Source organism: uncultured Maribacter sp. (assembly GCF_963977385.1).
Taxonomy (GTDB): Bacteria; Bacteroidota; Bacteroidia; order Flavobacteriales; family Flavobacteriaceae; genus Maribacter.
Window position 1 is genome coordinate 139041 of sequence record NZ_CAXBOU010000002.1, and the last position, 23308, is coordinate 162348.

The window sequence follows — 23308 nt, forward strand, 5'->3', positions numbered from 1 at the left end:
GTGTAAACGCAATATTTTATATTATTAATTAGTAAACCAATGGGTAAAGAATTTATACCAAAATTATTTTCTCTTTTAAAACAGGGCATATCAAAAGAAACTTTAACAAAAGATATTCTTTCAGGATTAATAGTAGGAATTGTTGCTTTACCATTGGCCATCGCTTTTGCAATAGCTTCTGGCGTTTCACCTGAAAAAGGAATCTTGACCGCAATTATTGCAGGTATAATCATATCGACTTTTGGTGGTAGTCGGGTTCAAATTGGAGGACCCACAGGTGCTTTCATTATAATAGTTTATGGTATTGTTCAACAATATGGGGCAGATGGGTTAACCATCGCTACATTTATGGCTGGTTTTATCATTATCGGATTTGGAATGGCACGGCTTGGAAATTTATTAAAATACATTCCCTATTCGCTAATTGTGGGCTTTACAAGTGGTATTGCCCTCATTATTTTTTCAACTCAAATTAATGACTTTTTTGGACTACATATTACTAAAGTCCCTGCCGATTTTATAGATAAATGGTCAGTGTACTTTGCTAATTTTCACAAAGTCAATTGTTATGCTGTTGGTATTGCGGTGGCAACCATATTTATTACACTTTACTTTCAAAAACTAGTGAAAAAAATTCCAGGGTCTATTATAGCCATTCTAGTATCCACCGCAGTGGTATTGCTATTTGACATTCCTGTAGATACCATAGAAAGTAATTTTGGTACTATTCCAAATAAGTTAGGGCTTCCACACATTCCGAATGTAAATTTTGATACTATTAAAGCCCTTATTCAGCCCGCATTTGCTATTGCTATATTAGGAAGTATCGAATCGCTACTATCGGCTGTAGTTTCAGATTCAATGATTGGAGGTAAACACCGTTCAAATATGGAATTGGTAGCACAAGGGGCAGCAAACATCATGTCATCGCTCTTTGGTGGTATACCCGCTACAGGAGCCATCGCAAGAACTGCAACCAATGTAAAAAATGGCGGACGAACACCTATTGCCGGTATTGTTCATGCTTTGGTCTTATTGGCTATCATGCTATTATTTGCGCCGTATGCCAAATTAATACCTATGCCGTGTCTAGCAGGTATTTTAATCGTTGTTGCGTATCATATGAGTGAATGGAAACAATTCAGATCTATTCTAAAAGGCAATAGAATGGATATTATTATTTTATTGACCACCTTTTTTCTTACTGTTTTCTTTGATTTGGTAATTGCCATAGAAATTGGAATCGTATTATCTAGTTTTATTTTTATGAAAAGAATGAGTGAATCTGTCAATATTCAAGGCTTTTCATCTGAAAATGGCGATGGCGAGCATCTTTTTGATGAGGAATTATTAGATATACCTAAAGGAGTTATTTTATATGAAATTAATGGACCTCTATTTTTTGGAGCGGCAAGACAATTTCAGGAAACCATAACGAATACGCAATTTCAGCCTAAAGTTATTATTATAAGAATGCGCTATGTACCATTAATCGATGCTACAGGATATCAGAGCATTAAAGAAATAATTAAAACCTATAAGTCGCGAAAAATAAAAGTAATAATTTCAGGTATAGGAAAACCATTGCGGAAAGATTTTGAAAAAAATGAGATGTTCTTATGTATAGAAAGTCAATTTGTTGTTAAAGACATACACACGGCCATTAAAAGAGCCGAAGAAAATTTATAATAATACACTTAAAAATTAAAAAGCAGGAAGACTCTAAATTGAATTTTATAGTCTTCCTGTCTTATTTATCCATTATATTTTTTAAATAATACCGCGGCACAATGACCTCCAAATCCGAAATTATTGCTCAATGCATAATCAACTTTTTTGGTCAGTTTTCCCCCAAGGGTCACGTTCAAATCTGAAGAAATAGCGGTATCGATTATAGCTGTATTTATAGTTGGTGGAATCAAATCTGTATGTACCGATAAGCATGTCGCAATCGCTTCAATTGCGCCTGTACCGCCCAAAAGATGCCCTGTCATAGATTTTGTACCACTAACACTAATATTTTTCAAATTGTCTTTAAATAATGCTTCCATAGCTTTGGATTCCGATACATCTCCTGGACCTGTAGAAGTGGCGTGTGCATTGATATAATTTACCTGTTTTGGTAAAACACCACCTTCTCTAATTGCTTCTTTCATGGCAAGGTAAGCACCTTTCCCTTCCGGATGAGTATTGGTAATATGATAGGCATCTGCCGTTTCTCCGCCACCAATAATTTCAGCATATATTTTAGCATTTCGTTTTATCGCACTTTCTAGACTCTCTACAACCAATGCACCTGCACCTTCACCAAGCACAAAACCATCTCTAGAATTATCAAATGGTCTAGATGCCGTTTTATAATTTTCATTGTTAGTCGATAAAGCTTTCATTGCGTTAAACCCGCCAACTGCTGACTGAATTATAGGCGCTTCAGAACCACCTGAAATAATAATATCTGCTTTTCCCCATTTAATATAGTTAAATGCTTGAATTAGACCATTGGTAGAAGAGGAACAAGCAGTAACTGTACAAGTATTTACACCTCGTAAACCGTATTTAATTGATAGATAGCCAGCCAAACTATTTGCAATGATTTTGGTAATAAAAAATGGACTAAATCTTGGATTAAATTGGTTTTGACTGAATTCTATGATTTCTTTTTCTATTGTTTCAAAACCACCTATACCGCTAGAAAAAATAACCCCGATTCTATCGGTATCCAATCTATCAAAATTCAAACCAGCATCTCTAATAGCTTCATCGGCAGCTATAAGTCCATATTGATTAAATCGGTCCAATTTTCTGCTTTCCTTTCTATCGAAATAATTTAAAGCATCATAATTCTTTATTTCACAGGCAAAATCTGTTTTAAACTTTGTCGTATCAAAACGAGAAATTTTATCAGCTCCCGATACTCCATTTAGTAAATTATCCCAATAGTTTTCAACATCATTTCCTATAGGAGTTATAGCTCCTATACCCGTTATTACTACTCGTTTCATCTTAATTCTATTTTAATATAGTTTATTGAACGGTCATCTCAGCCTCCTGTTTGTAATGGCCATCTAAAAGTTTTGATCTGATGTCACTAAAAGCGGTAATGGTTCTTTTTACATCCTCTAATTTATGCTCTGCGGTTGGAATTAATCTTAAAATAATCATTCCTTTTGGTACCACAGGATATACTACCATGGAACAAAAAATTTGGTGATTTTCACGTAAATCACTTACCAATGCTGTAGCTTCCTCAATAGTTCCATTTAAATATATCGGAGTAATAGGCGAGTTTGTGTTGCCTATATCAAAACCTGCATCAGTTAATCCATTTTGTAAAGTTTCTGTGATTTTCCATAATCTTTCTCTTAATAGCGGTCGTGTACGCATCAATTCAAGTCGCTTTAAAGCTCCAAAAACCATGGGCATTGGTAATGCTTTTGCGAAGATTTGAGACCGCATATTATATTTGAAAAACATAATGGCTTCTTTGGTACTTGCGATGAAGGCTCCTATTCCTGCAAATGATTTTGCAAAGGTGCCAAAGTAAAAATCAATACCGTCTTGTATGCCCTGTTCTTCACCTGTCCCTGCCCCAGTTTTACCCATGCAGCCAATACCATGTGCATCATCGACTAATAATGAAAAGCTATATCTTTCTTTTAAAGAGACAATTTCTTTAAGTTTACCTTGATCACCACGCATACCAAAAACACCTTCGGTAATTACTAATATTGCTCCTTTGGTTTTTTGTGTTATTTTTTGAGCACGCCGTAATTGTTTTTCACAATCTTCAATATCATTATGCTTAAAAACAAAGCGTTGTCCCATATGTAATCGGGCTCCGTCAAGAATACAAGCGTGAGACTCCGCATCATAAACGATAACATCATTTCTATCGACCAAACTATCAATAATAGATACCATGCCTTGATAGCCATAGTTCAATAAAAAGGCATCCTCTTTAGATACATAATCTGCAATTTCGGTTTCAAATTGTTCATGGAGCTCTGTATTGCCGCTCATCATTCGTGCTCCCATTGGATATGCCAGCCCATAACGTCTTGTTCCTTCTCTATCGGCCGCTCTAACTTCAGGATGGTTTGCTAAGCCTAAATAGTTATTTAGGCTCCATACTAATTTCTCTTCACCATTGAACATCATTTTATTACTAATTTCTCCTTCAAGTCTTGGGTAAGCATAATACCCATGAGCATAGTGTGCATGCTCACCTAATGGTCCAAGTCGTGTTTGTAGTTTATCAAGTATATTCATGAATTATGTTTAAAATTAATTGGAATGTTCTTATTAGATTTTAAGTAGGTGGTTGATCATTCTTTTAGCTCATTTATCACAATAGTCCTATCATTGTTTTTAAGATTAAACATGCTATTTAGGTGCATAAAAAGTAAAGAAGGGAAATTTCATCGATTAAGATAAAATGCGTAGTCATTTAATAAAATCATAGATTTCAACGTTTCTTATTTTAAAATAGTAGTGATTGTTTCGATTTTTAATGAAGTCTAAAATTTATACGCTTAGCAATCAAAATTTCTTTTCCCAAAAATTGAGTTTACCATCGTAAGCTGTAAATTCTAAATCAAAGCCCTCTGGTATTTCTAACCATTCGCTCCAATATGTAACTAAACGTGTACCAATAGGTGTTTTTTTTAATTGATTTTCTACGTATTGAGAATACGAATAATATAATTTTTCTTCCAGAGGTATCGTAGTATCGATTGCTTGAAAACGTCCAATATTTTCATAAAAAGAATTATAAAAATAAAATGAATTATACTTGGAAAAAGAAACTTGAGTAATATTGGAATGAATAAATTCTACATTTTTTATCTTATGTGTATTAGCTATTTTTTGAGATAACTTCACAAGTCTACTACGTTGCTCAACACCATAAAAACGGCCTTTTGTTGAAGTCGCTCCTATCAAACAAAATTTTCCTACCCCAGATCCAATATCCAAAACTTTGCATTTTGGTTTATCCACTAAATAGTCAGCAGCTAGTTTAGCAACTTCAACAGGTGTCCAATGGTGTTCAGAAAGCTTTTTGATGCTCAGCGAATAAAGGGTATTAAAAAGCTTATCCTCAATGCCTTTATTTAATTGTAAGTTTTTAAATATCATTGTGTTAACTTTCTATATTCTTGAAAATTCAATAAAGAAGCTGTCTCAATTTTTGCGGTTAAAATTGCAAACCAGTATTTGTATGGCGCAGTATTTATATATGCAATATGCTTCTGCAGATCTCTATTCTTCTCTATAATTTCACAATCGAACGGAGCAATTAAATGAAAAGTAATATTGGTTCCATACACGATACCCCACGTGGATCCATTTTTCAGTAAGCTTTCATTAATGCTTAGCTCAATTAAATCGATTACGCCTATTTCCTTTTGTCCAAAATCAGTTATTCCTACACAAAAGTCATATAGCCCTATTTTCTGTAACCATAAATGTTGTTCGGTATAATAGATATTTTTAGGAACCTGCATCATATTAATGACTATATTTTTTTAACTATTTGTTCTATATCTAATTAATAGAACATAAACTTTTGCTTTTAATATAAGACTTCAAAACCTATGATACTGTATTTACTCGATAATCGAGATTTAAATGCGCAGAGGCTTGCCCCGAATTTTTAAAGTTACTTTCTTATAAATACCATATGGACTTGCCCCAAGGTTGTTTACTTATTTTCCCTTTGTGCTTTCGGACATGATGCATCGCTATATGTGCAGTAAACACAACAATCATTCGTATTATTTATTCCAAAGACGGTATGACAAAAAACACATTTATTATTAATATGCTTCCCTATCCTTGGCATCTTTTGCTTGTATTTAGAGCCGCAATTTGGGCAGCTCATCATAGCATCTGTTTTAATTTTCGGCATTCTTTTATACTAATTCATTTTTGTAAATATTTGCGGTAATCCAGTGCGGAATTTGTAGTTTACAAAAGATTGATACCATAGCTTAATTGTTGCGTACAAAAGTAGAATACTTAAAAACAAAACAGATTGATTGAAATCTTGGTAAAACTTGACCTAAATCAAATTTTAGACTAAAAAGTCAATTAAGATTTAAAATTGTAGCCCATTTATGATAGCGAAATTCACGTTCAATAGCCAAAATATTTTAAGCGAATTACCCTCGAATGATAGGGATTTTCTTAAAAATATAATGGTTGATAAAAAGTATCGAAAAAACCAGCCTATATTCACTGAAGGCACATTGCCATCGGGTATTTTTTACTTACAAAGTGGTAAAGTGAAAAAATATAAAATGGACAATGATGGGAGAGAACAGATTATATATATTTATAATGCTGGTGAATTCTTTGGTTATTCTTCAGTTTTAAGTGAAAGTACCTATGGCGATACAACGGTCACCATCGAAAACTCTATAATCTCATTTATAACCATAAAAGACTTTAATGAGATACTTAACGATTCTTCATCATTTTCACGTTTATTATTGAAAAGCTTAAGTCACGAATTTAGTGTGCTAGCAAATCTAATGGCGGTCTTGTCTCAACGTACGGTAAGGGAGCGAGTGGCTCTTAATTTGCTTATTCTACATGATAAGTATAAAGTTGATGATAGTGCAAAAACCTATATCATGCTTTCTCGATCCGATTTAGCAAATATGGCTGGCACTGTGGTTGAAACCTTGGCTCGTGTTCTTCATGATTTTAAACATGATAAACTTATTTCAACAGATGGCCGTAAAATTCAGTTACTAAATATTGAACGACTTACGCAAGTTGCAAATTTTTATTAACCCCTGTTAAAAGTAAATTTCTTTTGAATTTGATTTAGGCATAATAATTCTGCATTTTCATATTTTTACGCAGTATTCGGGGAAGATCGGGTGGTTTATAAAGTCAACTTCACACTTAGTACAACTATATTATAGACTCTTGATTGTTAATAGACTACGACCTTTAATATTAAATTCACAGCTGTCGACAGTATGCAATTCTGAAATATTTTTGATAACTATTCGCTATTTGATCTAATGTTGGGATTATAGAATATTTATGTTCAATAATGTTCCGTGTTATGTAACTAGAGCCTAAGAAAATTAAGACAAATCTGTTGACCGACAGTAGGAGGGTAATGACACTGAACCTTTAGTGAGATACATGAAATCTTTGCTATAAAATTACTAGCTATTAAAAAATGTCTTCTTGTCGGCCAGGTAAGTGTGCAAAATGAACATTAGTTAAATCATCAAGTACTTAATTGTAAATTTAACTTTCGAAAGTTCTTTCTATATTCCACAGGTTGCAGATTCTTTATTTGTACAAAAACTTTAGCAAAATAGGATGGGTTTTCGAACCCGCACTCCTGCATGATTTTTGAAGTGTTATCGTCAGTATCCTCTAATAGAATTGCAGCTCTATGTATTCTATAGTCCTTTAAGTATCCTATAAAAGATTCTCCAGTTAATTTTTTAAACATCCTGCAAAATGAATTTGTAGTCAAACCTATCTCACTCGCTATATCTTGGGTGCTAATTCGATTGTGAAAATTATCATTAATATAATCAAACACTTTTTTTATCTGCTTGTTCTGAGCATAGTGTTCCCCAAGGTTTTTTCCCAATAAACTTTGGGGCGTGTTCTCTTTAGATAGCCCAGCGAGTAAATTAAATATAGCTATTAATTGTTCTGCTGCATCCAATCGAGTTATACGCTTAAATAATGCAGCTTGGTTTTTCTTCGTTTGGTTATCAAATACCAAAACCTTCTTTGAACTTTCAAATAGTTTTAAAATACCCGAAAATTCTGGAAACATGCTAATACGATTCTTAACGAAAGTATCATCTAGATGTATAACCACTTCAAAATTATCATCATAAGTAGCATTTGAAAAACCAAAATGGGAATAGATGGGCCTATAAAAATAAGTGCGCCGTCAGTATATTTAACTTCCTTTCCTTGAACCTTAATAGTTCCTTTTCCGTTTTTCACATATACAATTTCATAACCATGGTGTAAATGCAATCCATTGTGCTCACATGGCTTGGCTTTATCAAACCGCTGTATGTGATACGAATTCTTTATCGGAAAATCAATATGCTCATAAGTGGCTTTCATCAACACAATATTAGTAACTATTTGTGAATAGATAGACATAAGGGAATAAATTGTGTTTATATCAGAATAAATCCTGATATCTTTTTGCTACGCATGCCCTTTTCTTTGCATATCAATTATGTCAACCCATTTTAATGAAATCTTTAAAACTTATTTTAACCAATTTAAAATACTTCGCACCTGTATGGGTGTTTGCCTCACTAAATATGGTAACAGGTACATGGGTACTCTATTTACCGTATATAAAGACCAAATTTGCACTAAATGATGGTCAAATCGGGTTAGCGCTCTTTTGCTTAGCATTAGGTATTTTAGTGGCTATACCTTTAGTTCCTATAATTACTAAAAAAATTGGGGTAGGTAAATCCACATTTTTGGGTATACTTATGTACGCCTTACTTTTTAATATACCTCTGCTAGTACCTAGTTTTACTTTGTTAGGTGTAAGCTTATTTTTTGCCGGTATTTTTTCGGGCTTTACTGATGTTGCCATGAATGCTTTAGTCGTTACCATTGAAAATAGAGACAAGACAAATTTCATGTCAGCAGCGCATGGTTTTTTTAGCCTGGGTGGTTTTCTGGGGGCAGGAATAGGCAGTATACTCATAGGCATAATCGCCACACCCTTTTGGCATATGTTAATCATATTTGGTTTTGTTGTATTCACTAATTTGTTGTTAGCTAAAAACTATTCTCATATAAAAGACGCCCCGATTGCATCAAAAGAAAAAATAGGGGGATTAAAAAAACTACGTCCATTAGTAGTGCTTGCTTTTGTTGCTTTTATAATTATGTGTAATGAAGGTGCCGTAGAACACTGGAGCAATCTATTTCTTTATGATATAGTAAAAGTTTCGGAGAGTGTTGCTGGTTTAGGTTTCATAGCTTTTTCGCTATGTATGACTTTAGGAAGATTTTTAGGGGATGGTGTTAGTCAAAAATACGGACCTATTAAAGTAATTATTTATGGATGCATAATCTCCTTAGGTTCTTATGTACTAATATTAACATCAACTTTATACGTTTCTGTGCTTGGTTTTGGCATATTGGGCTTAGGTCTTTCCGTAATCATTCCTGAGTTATTTAGATTAGCAGGTAGAACAAAAAACATACCTACATCAGTTTCGATTTCCTTTGTTTCAGGGGTAGGGTTTCTCGGCTTTCTAGTCGGACCAGTTATTATAGGTTTTATATCAAATATCTCTAGTCTTCTAATAGGTTATGTGTTTTTAGCAATTTTGATTGCCTGGTCGATTGCATTAACTTACTTTAAATTAAAACCCGCTTCCAAATCATGATAAAACCAGAAGTTTTATTTTTTAAAGATGATGGTATAACACCAAATAGCAAATTACCAGTAATCGTTTATAGAGATGTTTTGAAAAGTGTTGAAATGAAGTCTGGCACTTCAATAAGGGCTGTTTTTGAATCAAACAATTGGTCGAATAATTGGGCAGATATTATTATGACCAAAAACCATTACCATAGTACTACACATGAGGTAATTGGCATAAATAAAGGCCAAGTAAGTTTGAAAATTGGAGGAAAATATGGTAGTATTGTTTCAATAAAAACGGGTGATGTTATATTAATTCCAGCGGGCGTTGGTCATTACTCTCTTAGCAATGAAATTTTTTATGAAGCCATTGGCGGCTATCCGAATGGCGCAGAATGGGATATGATTTTTGATGAAAAAGACAAACATGTAGCCGCTGTGGAAAGAATTCGTCAAATTCCAATTCCAAAAAAAACCCGATTTTTGGCCTTAGTGGTTTACTTTTTAAATACTGGAAATAATTCAAGTTTGCTAAGGGTAATACATCATATGAAAATTTCGATATAGTTAAAATCATCATATTTTGTAACTAGGAATTCACTACAATTAGAAATAACAATGGTTTGTGAATTATATATACGATTAAGCATACAAGATCCAATTCATCCATAATATTTTACAGTTCGGTAATTCATAATTTACTTTTATTCCAATCTGAAATATACTTGTACTATAAATTAAAAACAATAGTAAAGAATAATGGAAACTACTAAACGAAAGACCAATAAAGGCAAACAAATTTTTAGGATAGTATTACTTGTTGGTACTTTTATCTCCTTATGGTTTGTGCCTTGGATTTTAGTAAAAGCATGGATAGTGCCATTACCAGATACTGTTCAGAAGCAAGTTGACCAATCCTTAAGTTATGGTTTTGATGGTGTCCTTGTATATGTAGATGAATCTGGCAAACCACCAGCATTCTATGGGGCTGGTTATCATAACCGAGAACTTAAAATTCCAGCCAATCCTAAAGCTTTATTCAAAATTGCAAGTATAACTAAGTTATATGAAGCTGTAGCGATAACTAAATTAGTACATGACAAGCGTTTGTCTTTAGATAGAACACTTGCGGATTACTTTCCAGAATTAAAAGGAAGAATTGAAAATGCTGAAAGTATCACTTTAAGAATGATGGTACAACATAGAAGTGGGATTCCTAATTTTACTAATACTCCAAATTTTTGGAATGATCCACCAGAATCAAGCGAAGCTGCTTTAGACCTCGTCCTTGATTTACCAGCAAACTTTAACCCGAATGAAGACTACGAATATTCAAACACCAACTATTTGTTGCTTCATATGCTTATTGAAAAGATTACAGAGCAACCTAATTTTCAGTTTATAAAAGAGGTCATATTAAATCCTCTTGGGCTTAAAAACACGTATGGTTCACTTAAGGACGTAAATATGGACGACTTAATGAGTGGTTATTATGTCGGATTTGAAGAGGATACAAAAACGACAGACTATGGTAATATGATTGCTACGGCTGAAGATGTTGGTATCTTTTTAAGAGCTTTAAACGATGGTTCTTTGCTTAATGAGAACGAAATGGAAATCTATGCGTCCATTTATGAGTTTAATCATGGTGGGTTGATTCCAGGTTACCAGAGTATGGCAGAATACCATAAAGATATTGATGCAGTTGTTGTTCAATTTATGAATACCACTGATTTTGATGGTTACCAATGGAATTTGCTGCAAATAACACATACCCGAATTGTTAAAATCTTACGTAAGGCAAAGTCTCAATAACAAACTATACATATAATTAATAAGTGTAACAATTGTATGAATATAACGTCTTAAAGACACATCATTCAATCAAAAAAAATCAGTATGACAATTTTAGTAGTAGGCGCAAGTGGAGCAACGGGTAGTCAATTAGTGGAGCAACTTCTAATTGAAAAACATTATGTAAAAGTAATTGTGCGGTCTCCTGAAAAGTTACCAGAATCATGGAAAACCAATACTAATATACAAATCATCTCTGCGAGTCTATTAGAGTTAAGTGATAACAAAATGAGTGAGATTGTAAGCGATTGTAATGTTATTGCTTCTTGCTTAGGTCATAATTTAACTTGGAAAGGTGTTTACGGGCAACCTAGAAAATTGGTGACTGATGCGACTCGTCGTTTATGTAATGCGGTAAAATTAAACAATCATCAAAGACCAACAAAGTTTGTTTTAATGAACACTACCGGTAATCGTAATCGCGACTTAAACGAACCTATTTCTTTTGCTCAAAAATGTGTTATTGGGCTTCTTCGTTTGTTATTACCGCCTCATGTAGATAACGAAAAAGCTGCTGATTATTTACGAATTCAAATTGGGCAAAACAATACTACTATTGAATGGGTTGCTGTGAGACCAGATGGCTTAATTAACGAAGAAGAAGTTAGCGATTATGAGATACACCCTTCACCTACACGAAGTGCTATATTTAATGCCGGCAAAGTGAGCCGTATAAATGTGGGTCACTTTATGGCTAGTTTAATTAATGACGACGACTTATGGGCTAGATGGGAGGGACAAATGCCCGTAATTTACAGTAAATCACACCAGGATTAAAATGGAATCACTATACAAGTCAGAAAAAGGAAAAACAGAAATTTTAAACCTTTATGATCAAAAATTAAAGGATATAAATATCAAATATCATTATAAAGAAGTAAATACCTCTTTTGGTAAAACTAATTTGATTATTACTGGTGATGCCTCAAAACCACCAATACTGCTTGTTCATGGTTCAAATGGTTGTGCACCAATAGCATTAGAAACCTATTCAGGATTAGAATCGCATTTTCAAGTTTTTGCAGTTGATGTATTAGCGCAACCAAACAAAAGCGCAGAAACACGATTATCCATGAAAAATGATGATTACGGAAAGTGGTTACATGAGGTTATGGATCATTTAAATCTAAAAAATGTAACTCTTGCAGGGTTTTCGTTTGGTGGTCTGGTTATTTTAAAAGCCTTAGAGTTTAAGGATATTAACATTAAAGAAGTGTTTTTAACAGCACCCGCATACATTGTAAACGGCAACCCTTTAAAAGCATTATTTAAAGTCTTCATTCCCATGAAACGCTATATAAAAACTAAAAACATAAAGTATGTAGAACGTTTTTTAAAGGAGCTTTTCACAGAAAAAGATGAATTTGCAATACAATTTCTTTCCAAAGTGTTTTTACATTTTAAAATGGATTTTTCGCCAGTACCTGTTATTAAATCGCAAGCTGCAAAATCTATAAAAACGCCTATTACCCTTATAGCTGCTAAAAATGACTTGATGTTTCCTGGCGAAAAAATGATTAAACGGGCCAATAAAATATTTCCCTCATTAAAGAAAACGATAGTTTTAGAACAGTCAAAACATGTTCAAAATGATGTTGATAATAAACGAATTGTAAATCTTATACGTGATGATTTTGAATAAAATTATTGAGAAAAATATATCGGGGAAAAAAGTTTTAGGGCTTTTCATTATAACCAATCTAGTGTATGCTTTTATGCTAATGGTTACCATTCCTAAAACAATGGAATTCGCGAATGGAATGAAATTGTTAGATATGATGCCTACAGGCTATGATTTCAATTATGTAAACAAATTGTTCAGTTCTCTTGGCGACATCGGGCGTGAAACGTATCTAACCAGCCATATCCCAGTAGATATGATTTATCCATTGCTCTTTGGTATTTCCTATTGTCTTGTAATGGCATATTTTCTAAAGAAAATAAACAAACTTAAAACACCATTTATTTATTTATGTCTTTTACCCATTATTACAGGAATTGCAGATTATTCAGAAAATATCGGAATCATTACAATGCTTAATAGTTATCCAGATTTTACAGAAACAACAGTTAATATTACAAGTATGTTTTCGGTTATAAAAAGTATTTCAACCAGTATATTTTTTGTTGCTCTAATAATGATCTTAGTACTAGTTGGCATTAAGTTTTTTAAGAAAACCAGTAATATCAATTGAGAGGTTACCAAATATGGAATTGTGGCTTACATCGATTAAACTTTTATGGAATTATGCCAGCGTTCCAGCCTTCTTAATTATTGCTTCAGCCAGTGGCTAAACTAATAATCAAGTTTATACAATAATGTTCTGCGTTATGTCACTTTGCTTTGGTTACGGAATAAAAATAAAGATTAAGAATCTTTATTTTTTGAGCGAGATGGTTTGCGGGCAAAGTTGTTACTATTTCTTTTTTTTCTTTCTAAAAACTTTCTTATAAAAGTTAATGAAATCGAAGAATGAGATTAGGCGCTAGCCAAATCACATTCTAGGTTCATGAACTCCTTTAAAAACAATAAATATCTTGTGAATAAACACAAATTATACGAGCCAATAGTAGGAGGGGAGTGTAATGTGTGTAGCATGATATTTTACTTTATTATGGTTTTCATTACACATTTATTAGTTGAGCGTTAGCATTTTAAACTCTTGATAAAAATAGCGCTAGCCAAATCTAGGAGAAAGCCAAGAAATTTGTTCCTTTGTAAGTATGGAAGCTAATGCACAGCTATTTAAGCACATAGAATTGTTGTTCGGTAGTATCGGAGTAATGCTAAGTCTTTTTTTTGCAACCTTTCTCATCATAACCTATAAGAAACAACCAAAAGCGAACATTTTTTTGACCATTTATCTGCTAGCGTTTAGCCTGCGAATAGGCAAGTCGCTATTCTTTAATTATTTTCCTATAAATCCAGTAATCAGAAATGTTTTCCTTGGCTTTTTATTAACTATCGGACCTTCTATCTGGTTTTACACAAACTATCTCTCTAAACCCGATACTTCTATAAATCGCTCTAAAATCTTTATTCATTATGTGCCAGCTTTGCTTTATGTTATGTTTTGCTGGGCCATACCCAATAATCATTCTACCATCGCACGGTTGTTCTATACCTTCCTTATTTTGCATATGGCAGTGTATACCGTGATTTCGCTAATATGGTTATACAAGCAGCCAAAAGATGTGGTACAAAACGAATCAATAAAAAAGTGGCTGTTTTATTTTATAAGTGTTACGTTATTCATGTTGGTCATTTATTTTTTAATCAGCAATACTATCATTCCTTATTATTTAGGGACGGCCTTTTTGTTTTCGGTGGTCATTATTTTCTTTGGAATATGGGCTCTAAAAAACCCTTTTTTATTTAAAATCAATAGAGAAAAATATTCCAATTCTTCTTTAAACTATGCTAAGTCCGTTTACAGTGTAAACCAATTGGATGTCTTAATGGAAGATGAAAAATTGTTTCTGGATCCTGAATTGACATTAGCCAAAACAAGTGCTCGCTTAGGTATTTCTACCAAACAAGTATCGCAGGCGATTAACCAAGTGCATAAAAAAAATTATTCGCAATACATCGCAACGCATAGAGTAGAAGAGGCGAAAAGACTTTTACTTTTAGAAGAATATGCCAACTATAAGATATCAGCTATTGCATATGACAGCGGATTTAATAGCATATCATCTTTCAACGCTACGTTTAAGAAACTGACTCAAATAACGGCAATTGAATATCGCCAATCACATTCTTTATAATAAGTCCAGAAAAACTTCCTTTTGTGTGCCAGAATCTTGATTTTGGTAGGAAAACATCTGTATTGACACTATTCTTGTATCGATAAGTATACATTGATATGAAAAGAATATTGGTATTGCTCGGATTGGTTTTTATAGCATGTACTCCCATAAAGAAAGATGTCGCTGTAGATAATATTCAACCACAAAAGAGAATTGTTTTGGAAGGACTTAAACGTCCTTGGAGTGCTGCTTTTCTTTCAAATGAAGTGGCTTTGATTTCAGAAAAAGATGGTCATCTATTAAAGGTCAATCTTGAGACCAAAGAAAAAATAAAGATTAAAGGATTTCCTTCAGATTTAATGGATACCATTACCATAAATACCAAGGCCTATGCTCCCGGTAGCTTCCCCAGGAGTGCTCATGGTAAGCGAATAAAATATAATGCGGGTATTTTTGATGTGGTACTGCATCCTAATTTTGATACAAACCACACCCTTTACCTTTCCTATGCTACACAAAAAGGGCCATTATCAACCACCAAAGTCATTAGTGCAGTTCTAGAAAACGACTCGTTAACACAAGTACGTTCTATTTTGGTGGCAGAACCTTATACCGAAGGCCTATTTCATTATGGTGGAGGCATGACCTTTGGTGCTGATAGCAAACTATATATCACGGTTGGCGAACGACTATTTTCCGAAATTAACCAGCCAGCCATTCCAATCGCTCAAAATCTAGCGGATAAGAGGGGAAAAATCTATAGGTTAAATGCAGATGGTAGCATTCCTGATGATAATCCTGATTTCGGAAAGGAGGCAGTCCTTGGGCTGTACGCGCTTGGTATTCGAGCTTCTCAAGGAATCACATTGAACAAAAAAACTGGGGCAATATGGTTTACCGAGCATGGAACGAATCAAGGAGATGAAATTAATCTTTTGAAATTTGGAGCCAACTACGGTTGGCCAATCAAAACTACTGGAGGATACCGAGGACAGGGTTATGAACCTCCTTCTCTAGAAAATCGAGTTTTTACAGACCCAAAGTGGTATTGGCTACAAACAGTAGCACCTACTGGTCTAACATTTTATACCGGTGATGAATTTCCTCAATGGAAAGACAATCTATTTGTTTCAGGTCTCTCAAGGGGCAGTCTTTGGCGTGTTGTTCTTGAAAACGAAACCATTATAAGTTTAGAAGAACTCTTTGTAAATGATAGAGTACGTACACGAAAAGTTGTACAGAGTCCCGACGGAAAGCTGTATTTACTTACTGATGAAACCGAGGGTAAAATGATATTGATTGAACCAAATACCTATGCCAAATAATACGCTGTAGATATCAAAAGGAATATAGAAACATAAATTTATACGTACCAAAAAACCATAAACTATGAAAAAGACACTACTTGCCTTAATCGCTGTACTATTCGCTTCTGTATTGTATAGTCAGTCTACTGATGCAGAAGAAATTCGAATTACATTGAATGACTATATTGAAGGTAGTTCGTATACCAAGATTGACCAAATAAAAAAAGCCTTTGCACATAACGCCACCTTATACCTTACTAATAAAGAAGGGGAGTTTAAGATTTATACACCTCAAGAATACACCGGATTTTTTAAAAATCGTACTCCTGGAAAATTCAATGGTCGTGTTGGAAAAATACTGAAAATTGAAATTGAAAAAGATATTGCAACGGCCAGAGCCGAAATCGTCATCCCAGAACGAAAATCAAGATATATAGATCTTTTTTTACTGAAAAATATCGATGGAGCAGGATGGAAAATTATTAGTAAAACAGCAACCCAAACAGATTATTCAGGTTATGTTGAGCATGATAGATAATTAGACAATTTTACATTGCAAACACTGATTGTTATAAATCAGGATGGTGAAATATTAATGAGCAAGGTGAAGTTTTGACCGGACAAGACGAACCAGGTTGGTTTGCTTCAAGCTCAAAAGTACTTTCTAGAAATGCACGATGTTTTTCAAGTACTTAATGAAAATGCAGACTTAGACAGAGATGTATCTGAATATATTGAAGAGCAGAATTTTTATTCTTAGAGTTCTAAGTCAACGTATGGATTATAAGCGCAACCATTAATAATTTAGGAATTCAAGGATATTACCTATAACTTTTCGCTATTTGATATACGGCATAAGATATAAAGATTAAGAATCATTATATTTTTGAGCGGGTTGGTGAGCTGGCGTAATTGCTAATCTGTTACTTCCACTCTATAACGTCTTGCGTTATGACACTTTGCTTTGGTACGGCATAAAAATAAAAGGTCTAGTAGACTTTTTATTTTTTGAGCGGGTCGAAGCGTTTGCGTACTTGGTACTACATCTTCTTTAAAATTTTTCTTCTAAAAAGTTTCTTCTCAAAAGGTAATGAAACCGAGGAACGCGAGGTTCATGAATACCTTTAAAAAACAATAAACTAGCAATGAATAAACACTTATTATGCGAGCCGACGATAGGAGGGGAGTGTAATGTGTGTGGAATGGCATTTTACTACAATAATTAACTCTATTACGGTTTTCCGTAATTGGTTACTTGTTAAATTTTATTACTTTTAGAACTCCTCATTCTTTTAGAAATATAGCAACAAGGTTTAACCTACACCTTGTGCCTAACCCTTTATAATTAGTATTCCAAATTATGTGGAACGATAACGAAACTAATCAAGACTTAATTGATTACAAATATTTAACTGATTCAATTAATCTTATAATTAATAATGACAATTTAGTCCCTTCGACTATAGGAGTGTATGGAGATTGGGGAAGTGGAAAATCAAGTTTGATGAAGATGATTGAACTTGAAAACACAAAGAAGGACAACTTAATAATAAAATTTAATGGTTGGCTATTTGAAGGTTATGAAGATGCAAAAATAGCATTATTAAGTACTCTTGTCGATGAATTAATTAAGAGTAGAACTTGGGACAATAAAGCCTTAAAGTATATTGGACGTTTAGTTAAAAAAGTTAAATGGCTTAAGGTATTGACAAAAACAGGTCAAATAGGTTTTAATACTTATATGGCAAGTAATACGGATTTTGACTATGCAAATGCATTAAAAGAGATATCTGATTTGAATATAGAAGATTATGTTAAAGAAATACAAGATGAAAATCAAGATATAATTGAAAAAGGAATAAGAGACTTTCATAATGATTTTGAGACTTTGATAGAAGAAACGAATATAAACAGAGTAATAGTATTAATTGATGATTTAGACAGATGCAATCCGGACACAATAATATCCACACTTGAAGCTATTAAATTATTTCTTTTTGTAGACAAAAGTATTTTTATAATATCTGCAGATGAGCGCCTAATTAATTACGCTGTCAAAAAGAAGTTTCCTGAATTACCTTCAACTGATTATGATGTAAGTAAGGATTATATTGAAAAATTGATTCATTTCCCTATTCGAATTCCGTCGATGAGTGAGCCAGAATTCGAAACTTATACAAATTTTCTTTTCTCAAAATTACATCTTAAATCTACCGAATTCGAAGAATTAATCTATAAAGCATTTAATAATTCATCGGATGATATTATTACTTCAAAATTAAATTCAGAAAATATTTCCGATTACTTAAGTATTGTGCCTGAAGGTTTAAAACTAGATTTAATTCTTTCTAAACAAATAAATTCAATATTAGTTTCAATATTAAGCGGCAATCCAAGACAATGCAAGCGATTTTTGAATATGTTGATGATTAGACTAAATATGGCTAAATCAAAAGGGATAGATTTGAAGAAGAATGTTCTTGCGAAATTGATGTTACTGGAATATTTTAAAACAGAATCTTTTAACCAACTTGTGAAGGCTTCATATGAGAAAGATCAAAATGTCCTTAAAAGTGTTGAAAATATTGATGAAGCAAGTGAAAATATTGATAGTTCATTTGATGTCTGGATGAGTGATACGTGGTTGAAAAAATGGATTAGCACAGAACCAAAGCTCGGTGAGATTGACCTTAAAAACTACTTTTATTTTACAAGAGGAAATTCGAATTTTGAATTATTATCCAATAAAAGAATCTCATTAGAAGCTAGAGAAATACTTGAAAACTTACTAAAAGGAGGTGCGTTGCAAACTAAAGCATTAAAGGGTAGCTTAAACTTGTCATCAACTGATATAACGTCAATTTTTTCAGAAATATCGAATAGAATTAGTATTGAAGAGGTAATCAAAGAAAGAGGAAAACTTAACATACTTCTTTTAAAGTTTTGTCAAAAACATCCAATATTAATATCAGAATATTGTGCTTTTATGGATAATGCCTCTGAAAGTATAATTATGCCTGCTAATGTGCCAAATTTACTTTTATTAACTGATGGAACTCCATTTGAGCCGACTGCAAAGAAAATTATTTTCAAATGGTCAAATTCTAACATTTCTATGTTGTCCAAAATAGCCAAGTCAAAATTATAATATATGGGAACATCCAAACCAAATAGAGGGCCGAAAGGGACTCCAAATCCAATTCCAGATTGGGTAAGTGATTCTAATTCTGATGGACCATCTCCAGCAGCAGATTCTGATAATAATGACCAGGAGGATAATGGTGACGAAAATGGAAAAGATGAGGAGCACTCAGATAATATGAATTGGAGTGATGTCAGACGAAGCTTTACTGCCTTTACAAAAGAAACAAGTAAAAGTAATTTTAAAAAATTCACATCAAAATATCGAAAGGCCTCGGGAGGAATAAAAAGCTTAGCTAAATCTGCTCAAAATGGAAAAAAAGGAGCTATAATTTTAGTAGATTTTCTTGAATCTATTTCGAAAAAAGGGTTTGAAGAGACTTTAGAAAAATATAATATCGGTGATATATCTTCATTAAATGCTGAGGGTTCAATAAATAAGCTTACTGAGATTTTTATTGATTTAGATGGTACGGACGAAGGAAGTGCTGCATCTTATGCTGCTGTTGAAACAATAAATAAGCTATATAATGATTACACCGATAATCCAGATGAAATAAATGCTTTGGATAACAATAAGATTTCTGAATATTTAGAATTTTATATTTCCAAATATATTTTTGAAAGGATTTCAATAGAAATTACAACGGCTTTAGAAGAAAAAGATTTATCATCTAATGAAGTTAAAGGAATTGAGACACAAATTGAATATTTTATCGATGCTGAAGTAAATTTGAAGTTCTCAGAATCAAATTTTTCAAATATGAATTTAAAGGAAAAAAACAGGATTATTAACAAAATATTTGAAGACGCTTATTCCCTTATCTAAATATGAAAGTATCAGTTATTTTAAAAGAAAATAAATCAGATAAATATTCAATTGCTAATGAACATTGTTTTTATCTAGATTCTATTATTACTAATCCGAAAGATTCAAAACTAAAGAAATCTATTGTTAGACATAATATTTTTAATTTTCTTTCCAGTAAAGAAAATTTTAAATTATGTCCAAATAGTTTGGCAATTGATTTTGCTAATATCTCAATGGCTGCCTATGCAATAGACCAAGCTGCCAATAGAGAAAAATTTGGGCATTATGGTTGGAGTAGATATATCGAATTGAATATTCCCGTCTATAATCTAGAAAAATGGAATAGTTCTAAACAGCAGTTTGAAAGAACGCTTTCTTTTTTAAGTGGAGATAAATGGATATTAAATTTTAGAAAGTGTAAAAAGCCATTTCCAAGTTTTACAATATCAGAATTTCGTACTGATAAAGTTTGTTTATTTTCTGGAGGAATGGACTCATTTATTGGTATTTCTGATATAATGTCAAATAAAAATAGCTTAGCGACTATATCACATCATAAAGGAGGAAATTCAGGAGAATTAACTACCCAAAAAGAGCTGGTTAATTTATTACAGAATGAAGTAGCAGATAAAGAAATTTTACCTTATTATTTCTTTGTACAAGCTCGCAAAAATGATGTTCTTTTAGGAGAAAGAACTCAAAGAGCGCGCTCAATACTATTTCTTTCTTTAGCTCTTCTTGTAGCGAACTCCTCAAGTGATAATACAGAAGTGATTATCCCCGAAAACGGATTAATTTCATTGAATTTACCTTTAACTCCAGCAAGAGGAGGTAGTCACAGCACAAAAACTACGCATCCAAAATATATATCTTCTCTAAATGAAATATTTGAAATAGTAGGAATCAATAATAGGATCATTAATCCTTATAGGTTTATGACCAAAGGAGAGATGTTTGCAAAAACTAAAATGCCAAAATTTGTTTCTGAAAACATTAATAAAACACTTTCTTGTTCAAAGCCAGGATACTACCAACAATGGAAAGGTGAAAAAGAAAGACAATGTGGTCATTGCGTACCGTGTATAATTAGAAGGTCTTCTATGTATTTAATAAATAAAGATGATGCTAAAAATTATGTCAAGAATGTTATTGGCTCAAATCATAAGTATGATGATTTTAATGCATTCAAGATTGCAATTAAGAGATATTCTAAAAAAGATAAAATAAGATTAGCTTTTCAAAAATCTGGTTATATGGATATTTCAGAATTCGAAATAAGAAAATATGTCAATATGTATAAAAGGGGGTTAAAAGAGGTTAGGAACTTTATGAATCAATCCTAGAAGTTGATATAAAAATAATTTGTGATAGAAGTGACTAGCATATTGTATGATTAAAGAAATTAAGAAATATAAATTAACAATAATTGTAGTTTCTATAATTTTTATAACGATAGTACTATTCTTAACTATTGATGCAATTTATGAAACAGAGGATTGGAAATGGTTTAATGTGGATTTTGACAAAAGAAATCATGTTATCTCTGCCTATGGTGCTTTGATTGGAGGCATTTTAGCTTTCCTTTCCATTCTGTTCGTTATTTATCAAGTTTTAGAACAACGAGAACAGATAATTCAGGAAAAAGAGAATTCGAAAATAGAAAAAATTGAAGAGCAGAAAGACTTTTTAAAGCTAATCAGTAGCTTTTTAGGTTCAATAATTGGAGACATAAAACATCAAGGTAAAGACCTAAAAATATTCTACGAAAAAGAATTATTGTACCCAACTTTTTCAAATCAAACTTATTTTACAGTAAATGAGAATTTCAATAGAATAGTTGAAATGGATTACATGACCGTCTATAGGTCATTTAGGCATTTTTTTAAAGATGAAAAGGATTGGGAAAAGAAATTTCTCAATTTTTATAGAAATATTGATTTTTACTTGAAAATCACTCCTCATCTTAGAGAAAAATATTCTTCTCAAATGGATGAAAAAGTAAAGCTAAAATATTCTATTCAATCAAGCATTCAAGCCTTTCTAACGGATTTACTCAACATCAGGAATAATTATATTCTAACATATCCCATACCGCCCTATAACTTATTTAACTTTCAATATTTCAAATCATTAACCGACTTTTGGTTAGATTATAGCAACTACATTAATTATGTTCGCAACAGTTCAGTAGTTGATTCTGATTTGTCAGATTTAAAAACTACATATTTTAAACCATTATTTAACGAGTTACTATCATTACAAAAAAGTCGCGTTCCATTTGAAGTTGGAGGTGTGGAAAAACTTACTGAGGATTTAGGCGCTATTGTAATTAAGATAGACCAATTAGAAGTATTTGCTAAAAATTATGCAAATGACGTGAAGAAATATTGTGACTCTTATTATACAGAGGATAATACTAACTTAAGGAGTTTAATAGAGATTAAGGAGTTAATTGACTCAACTCAAAAAAAAAAAGAAATGACTGATGTTAAGCTTGAAGAACAATTAAAAAGAGCATATGAACTTCGCGATTTTGAAATTACACATTATTGGAAAAGAGCACAATATTTTTGGGGGTTCCTGGCTGTAGTATATGCAGGCTTTTTCGCTTCGTTAATAGCAGCAAGTAAAGGAAATAAAATTGAAATCGAGTTCATACTAATAATATGTTCTATTGGCTGTATTTTTTCTTTTGCTTGGTATCTTGTTAATAGAGGTAGCAAAAGATGGCAAGAACATTGGGAGAATATTATAAATGAAATTGAAAGTAAGCTCAATAAACCTTTATATAGTTTAAGACCTAAAGTTAAAACAAGTGCATTTAATGCCGGTAACTTTTCAGTATCTCGCATTAACATAACAGTAAGTTTCTTAATATTTGTTTCTTGGATTTTAATGTGGGCATACACAGCAATAACTTATGGCAATAACAATGGTGCACTTTATTTTATCATGTGCCTTTCATTTGTAAGTGTATTATTTGTTTATTTTATGGGAAAAGGAAGAAAGGATGATGATGAATAAAGCCAGAATATTTCTCTTGGATAATAA

22 protein-coding genes are annotated in these 23308 nt (G+C 32.5%); 15 read left to right on the forward strand and 7 right to left on the reverse strand.

Going from position 1 to position 23308, the window contains the following annotated elements; all coding sequences use genetic code 11:
• Window positions 1-39 precede the first annotated feature (39 nt).
• Window positions 40-1689, forward strand: a complete 1650-nt coding sequence (locus AAC084_RS03925; RefSeq protein WP_339837209.1) for a SulP family inorganic anion transporter — start codon at window positions 40-42, stop codon at window positions 1687-1689.
• Window positions 1690-1754: 65 nt separating this feature from the next.
• On the opposite strand, the gene fabF is transcribed toward AAC084_RS03925, so the two are convergent.
• The 4 genes from fabF to AAC084_RS03945 form a co-directional block, all read right to left on the reverse strand.
• On the reverse strand, window positions 1755-3002 hold the full coding sequence (fabF, locus tag AAC084_RS03930) for a beta-ketoacyl-ACP synthase II (RefSeq protein WP_339837211.1): 1248 nt from the start codon (window positions 3000-3002) through the stop codon (window positions 1755-1757).
• Window positions 3003-3024: 22 nt separating this feature from the next.
• Window positions 3025-4269 (reverse strand): aminotransferase class I/II-fold pyridoxal phosphate-dependent enzyme, encoded by a 1245-nt coding sequence (locus AAC084_RS03935; protein WP_339837213.1) that lies wholly within the window; start codon window positions 4267-4269, stop codon window positions 3025-3027.
• A 270-nt stretch (window positions 4270-4539) separates the two neighbouring features.
• Window positions 4540-5136 (reverse strand): class I SAM-dependent methyltransferase, encoded by a 597-nt coding sequence (locus tag AAC084_RS03940; protein WP_339837216.1) that lies wholly within the window; start codon window positions 5134-5136, stop codon window positions 4540-4542.
• The gene (locus tag AAC084_RS03945; protein ID WP_339837218.1) at window positions 5133-5507 is read right to left on the reverse strand and encodes a glycine cleavage system protein H; all 375 of its coding nucleotides are present in this window, start codon (window positions 5505-5507) and stop codon (window positions 5133-5135) included. The genes AAC084_RS03940 and AAC084_RS03945 overlap by 4 nt, the downstream gene beginning before the upstream one ends.
• A gap of 609 nt (window positions 5508-6116) precedes the next feature.
• Here AAC084_RS03945 and AAC084_RS03950 point away from each other — a divergent pair.
• Window positions 6117-6797: a Crp/Fnr family transcriptional regulator gene (locus AAC084_RS03950; RefSeq protein WP_339837220.1), complete on the forward strand. Its 681-nt coding sequence runs from the start codon at window positions 6117-6119 to the stop codon at window positions 6795-6797.
• Between the two features lie 452 nt (window positions 6798-7249).
• On the opposite strand, the gene AAC084_RS03955 is transcribed toward AAC084_RS03950, so the two are convergent.
• Window positions 7250-7816, reverse strand: a complete 567-nt coding sequence (locus AAC084_RS03955) for an AraC family transcriptional regulator (RefSeq protein WP_339837222.1) — start codon at window positions 7814-7816, stop codon at window positions 7250-7252.
• Window positions 7817-7845: 29 nt separating this feature from the next.
• Complete coding sequence (locus AAC084_RS03960) at window positions 7846-8118, reverse strand: cupin domain-containing protein (protein WP_339837224.1); 273 nt, start codon at window positions 8116-8118, stop codon at window positions 7846-7848.
• 134 nt (window positions 8119-8252) lie between these two features.
• Between AAC084_RS03960 and AAC084_RS03965 the strand changes: the two genes are divergently transcribed.
• The 6 genes from AAC084_RS03965 to AAC084_RS03990 all read left to right on the forward strand — a co-directional run bounded on the left by AAC084_RS03965 (window position 8253) and on the right by AAC084_RS03990 (window position 13443).
• Complete coding sequence (locus AAC084_RS03965) at window positions 8253-9416, forward strand: MFS transporter (protein WP_339837226.1); 1164 nt, start codon at window positions 8253-8255, stop codon at window positions 9414-9416.
• The gene (locus AAC084_RS03970) at window positions 9413-9961 is read left to right on the forward strand and encodes a hypothetical protein (RefSeq protein ID WP_339837228.1); all 549 of its coding nucleotides are present in this window, start codon (window positions 9413-9415) and stop codon (window positions 9959-9961) included. The genes AAC084_RS03965 and AAC084_RS03970 overlap by 4 nt, the downstream gene beginning before the upstream one ends.
• 192 nt (window positions 9962-10153) lie before the next feature.
• A complete protein-coding gene (locus tag AAC084_RS03975) occupies window positions 10154-11209 on the forward strand; it encodes a serine hydrolase domain-containing protein (RefSeq protein WP_339837230.1) in 1056 nt (351 codons plus the stop codon).
• Window positions 11210-11293: 84 nt separating this feature from the next.
• Complete coding sequence (locus AAC084_RS03980) at window positions 11294-12025, forward strand: NAD(P)-binding oxidoreductase (RefSeq protein ID WP_339837232.1); 732 nt, start codon at window positions 11294-11296, stop codon at window positions 12023-12025.
• Between the two features lies 1 nt (window position 12026).
• Window positions 12027-12890 (forward strand): alpha/beta hydrolase, encoded by an 864-nt coding sequence (locus AAC084_RS03985; protein WP_339837235.1) that lies wholly within the window; start codon window positions 12027-12029, stop codon window positions 12888-12890.
• Window positions 12877-13443, forward strand: coding sequence for a hypothetical protein (locus AAC084_RS03990; protein ID WP_339837237.1), 567 nt, complete (start codon window positions 12877-12879; stop codon window positions 13441-13443). The genes AAC084_RS03985 and AAC084_RS03990 overlap by 14 nt, the downstream gene beginning before the upstream one ends.
• Before the next feature lie 763 nt (window positions 13444-14206).
• On the opposite strand, the gene AAC084_RS03995 is transcribed toward AAC084_RS03990, so the two are convergent.
• Entirely contained in the window at window positions 14207-14389 is a 183-nt protein-coding gene (locus tag AAC084_RS03995; protein ID WP_339837239.1) for a hypothetical protein, read from the reverse strand.
• On the opposite strand from AAC084_RS03995, the gene AAC084_RS04000 reads away from it, so the two are divergent.
• The 7 genes from AAC084_RS04000 (at window position 14390) to AAC084_RS04030 (ending at window position 23281) form a co-directional block, all read left to right on the forward strand.
• Complete coding sequence (locus AAC084_RS04000; RefSeq protein ID WP_339837241.1) at window positions 14390-15016, forward strand: helix-turn-helix domain-containing protein; 627 nt, start codon at window positions 14390-14392, stop codon at window positions 15014-15016. It begins immediately after the preceding gene.
• A 98-nt stretch (window positions 15017-15114) separates the two neighbouring features.
• Window positions 15115-16323 (forward strand): PQQ-dependent sugar dehydrogenase, encoded by a 1209-nt coding sequence (locus tag AAC084_RS04005; RefSeq protein ID WP_339837243.1) that lies wholly within the window; start codon window positions 15115-15117, stop codon window positions 16321-16323.
• Window positions 16324-16387: 64 nt separating this feature from the next.
• Window positions 16388-16843, forward strand: a complete 456-nt coding sequence (locus AAC084_RS04010) for a nuclear transport factor 2 family protein (protein ID WP_339837245.1) — start codon at window positions 16388-16390, stop codon at window positions 16841-16843.
• Window positions 16844-17665: 822 nt separating this feature from the next.
• Window positions 17666-19453, forward strand: a complete 1788-nt coding sequence (locus tag AAC084_RS04015) for a P-loop NTPase fold protein (RefSeq protein ID WP_339837247.1) — start codon at window positions 17666-17668, stop codon at window positions 19451-19453.
• Window positions 19454-19456: 3 nt separating this feature from the next.
• Window positions 19457-20275 (forward strand): hypothetical protein, encoded by an 819-nt coding sequence (locus AAC084_RS04020; protein WP_339837249.1) that lies wholly within the window; start codon window positions 19457-19459, stop codon window positions 20273-20275.
• Between the two features lie 2 nt (window positions 20276-20277).
• Window positions 20278-21600: a Qat anti-phage system QueC-like protein QatC gene (gene qatC / locus AAC084_RS04025; protein WP_339837252.1), complete on the forward strand. Its 1323-nt coding sequence runs from the start codon at window positions 20278-20280 to the stop codon at window positions 21598-21600.
• Between the two features lie 46 nt (window positions 21601-21646).
• On the forward strand, window positions 21647-23281 hold the full coding sequence (locus AAC084_RS04030) for a hypothetical protein (RefSeq protein WP_339837254.1): 1635 nt from the start codon (window positions 21647-21649) through the stop codon (window positions 23279-23281).
• The last annotated feature ends 27 nt before the right edge of the window (window positions 23282-23308 follow it).

Excerpts from the sequence above, each read along its gene's own strand:
- AAC084_RS03925 (WP_339837209.1), top strand. The coding sequence starts at position 40 with ATGGGTAAAGAATTTATACCAAAATTATTTTCTCTTTTAAAACAGGGC.
- fabF (WP_339837211.1), bottom strand. The coding sequence starts at position 3,002 with ATGAAACGAGTAGTAATAACGGGTATAGGAGCTATAACTCCTATAGGA.
- AAC084_RS03935 (WP_339837213.1), bottom strand. The coding sequence starts at position 4,269 with ATGAATATACTTGATAAACTACAAACACGACTTGGACCATTAGGTGAG.
- AAC084_RS03940 (WP_339837216.1), bottom strand. The coding sequence starts at position 5,136 with ATGATATTTAAAAACTTACAATTAAATAAAGGCATTGAGGATAAGCTT.
- AAC084_RS03945 (WP_339837218.1), bottom strand. The coding sequence starts at position 5,507 with ATGATGCAGGTTCCTAAAAATATCTATTATACCGAACAACATTTATGG.
- AAC084_RS03950 (WP_339837220.1), top strand. The coding sequence starts at position 6,117 with ATGATAGCGAAATTCACGTTCAATAGCCAAAATATTTTAAGCGAATTA.
- AAC084_RS03955 (WP_339837222.1), bottom strand. The coding sequence starts at position 7,816 with ATGTTTCCAGAATTTTCGGGTATTTTAAAACTATTTGAAAGTTCAAAG.
- AAC084_RS03960 (WP_339837224.1), bottom strand. The coding sequence starts at position 8,118 with ATGAAAGCCACTTATGAGCATATTGATTTTCCGATAAAGAATTCGTAT.
- AAC084_RS03965 (WP_339837226.1), top strand. The coding sequence starts at position 8,253 with ATGAAATCTTTAAAACTTATTTTAACCAATTTAAAATACTTCGCACCT.
- AAC084_RS03970 (WP_339837228.1), top strand. The coding sequence starts at position 9,413 with ATGATAAAACCAGAAGTTTTATTTTTTAAAGATGATGGTATAACACCA.
- AAC084_RS03975 (WP_339837230.1), top strand. The coding sequence starts at position 10,154 with ATGGAAACTACTAAACGAAAGACCAATAAAGGCAAACAAATTTTTAGG.
- AAC084_RS03980 (WP_339837232.1), top strand. The coding sequence starts at position 11,294 with ATGACAATTTTAGTAGTAGGCGCAAGTGGAGCAACGGGTAGTCAATTA.
- AAC084_RS03985 (WP_339837235.1), top strand. The coding sequence starts at position 12,027 with ATGGAATCACTATACAAGTCAGAAAAAGGAAAAACAGAAATTTTAAAC.
- AAC084_RS03990 (WP_339837237.1), top strand. The coding sequence starts at position 12,877 with ATGATTTTGAATAAAATTATTGAGAAAAATATATCGGGGAAAAAAGTT.
- AAC084_RS03995 (WP_339837239.1), bottom strand. The coding sequence starts at position 14,389 with ATGCAAAATAAGGAAGGTATAGAACAACCGTGCGATGGTAGAATGATT.
- AAC084_RS04000 (WP_339837241.1), top strand. The coding sequence starts at position 14,390 with ATGGCAGTGTATACCGTGATTTCGCTAATATGGTTATACAAGCAGCCA.
- AAC084_RS04005 (WP_339837243.1), top strand. The coding sequence starts at position 15,115 with ATGAAAAGAATATTGGTATTGCTCGGATTGGTTTTTATAGCATGTACT.
- AAC084_RS04010 (WP_339837245.1), top strand. The coding sequence starts at position 16,388 with ATGAAAAAGACACTACTTGCCTTAATCGCTGTACTATTCGCTTCTGTA.
- AAC084_RS04015 (WP_339837247.1), top strand. The coding sequence starts at position 17,666 with ATGTGGAACGATAACGAAACTAATCAAGACTTAATTGATTACAAATAT.
- AAC084_RS04020 (WP_339837249.1), top strand. The coding sequence starts at position 19,457 with ATGGGAACATCCAAACCAAATAGAGGGCCGAAAGGGACTCCAAATCCA.
- qatC (WP_339837252.1), top strand. The coding sequence starts at position 20,278 with ATGAAAGTATCAGTTATTTTAAAAGAAAATAAATCAGATAAATATTCA.
- AAC084_RS04030 (WP_339837254.1), top strand. The coding sequence starts at position 21,647 with ATGATTAAAGAAATTAAGAAATATAAATTAACAATAATTGTAGTTTCT.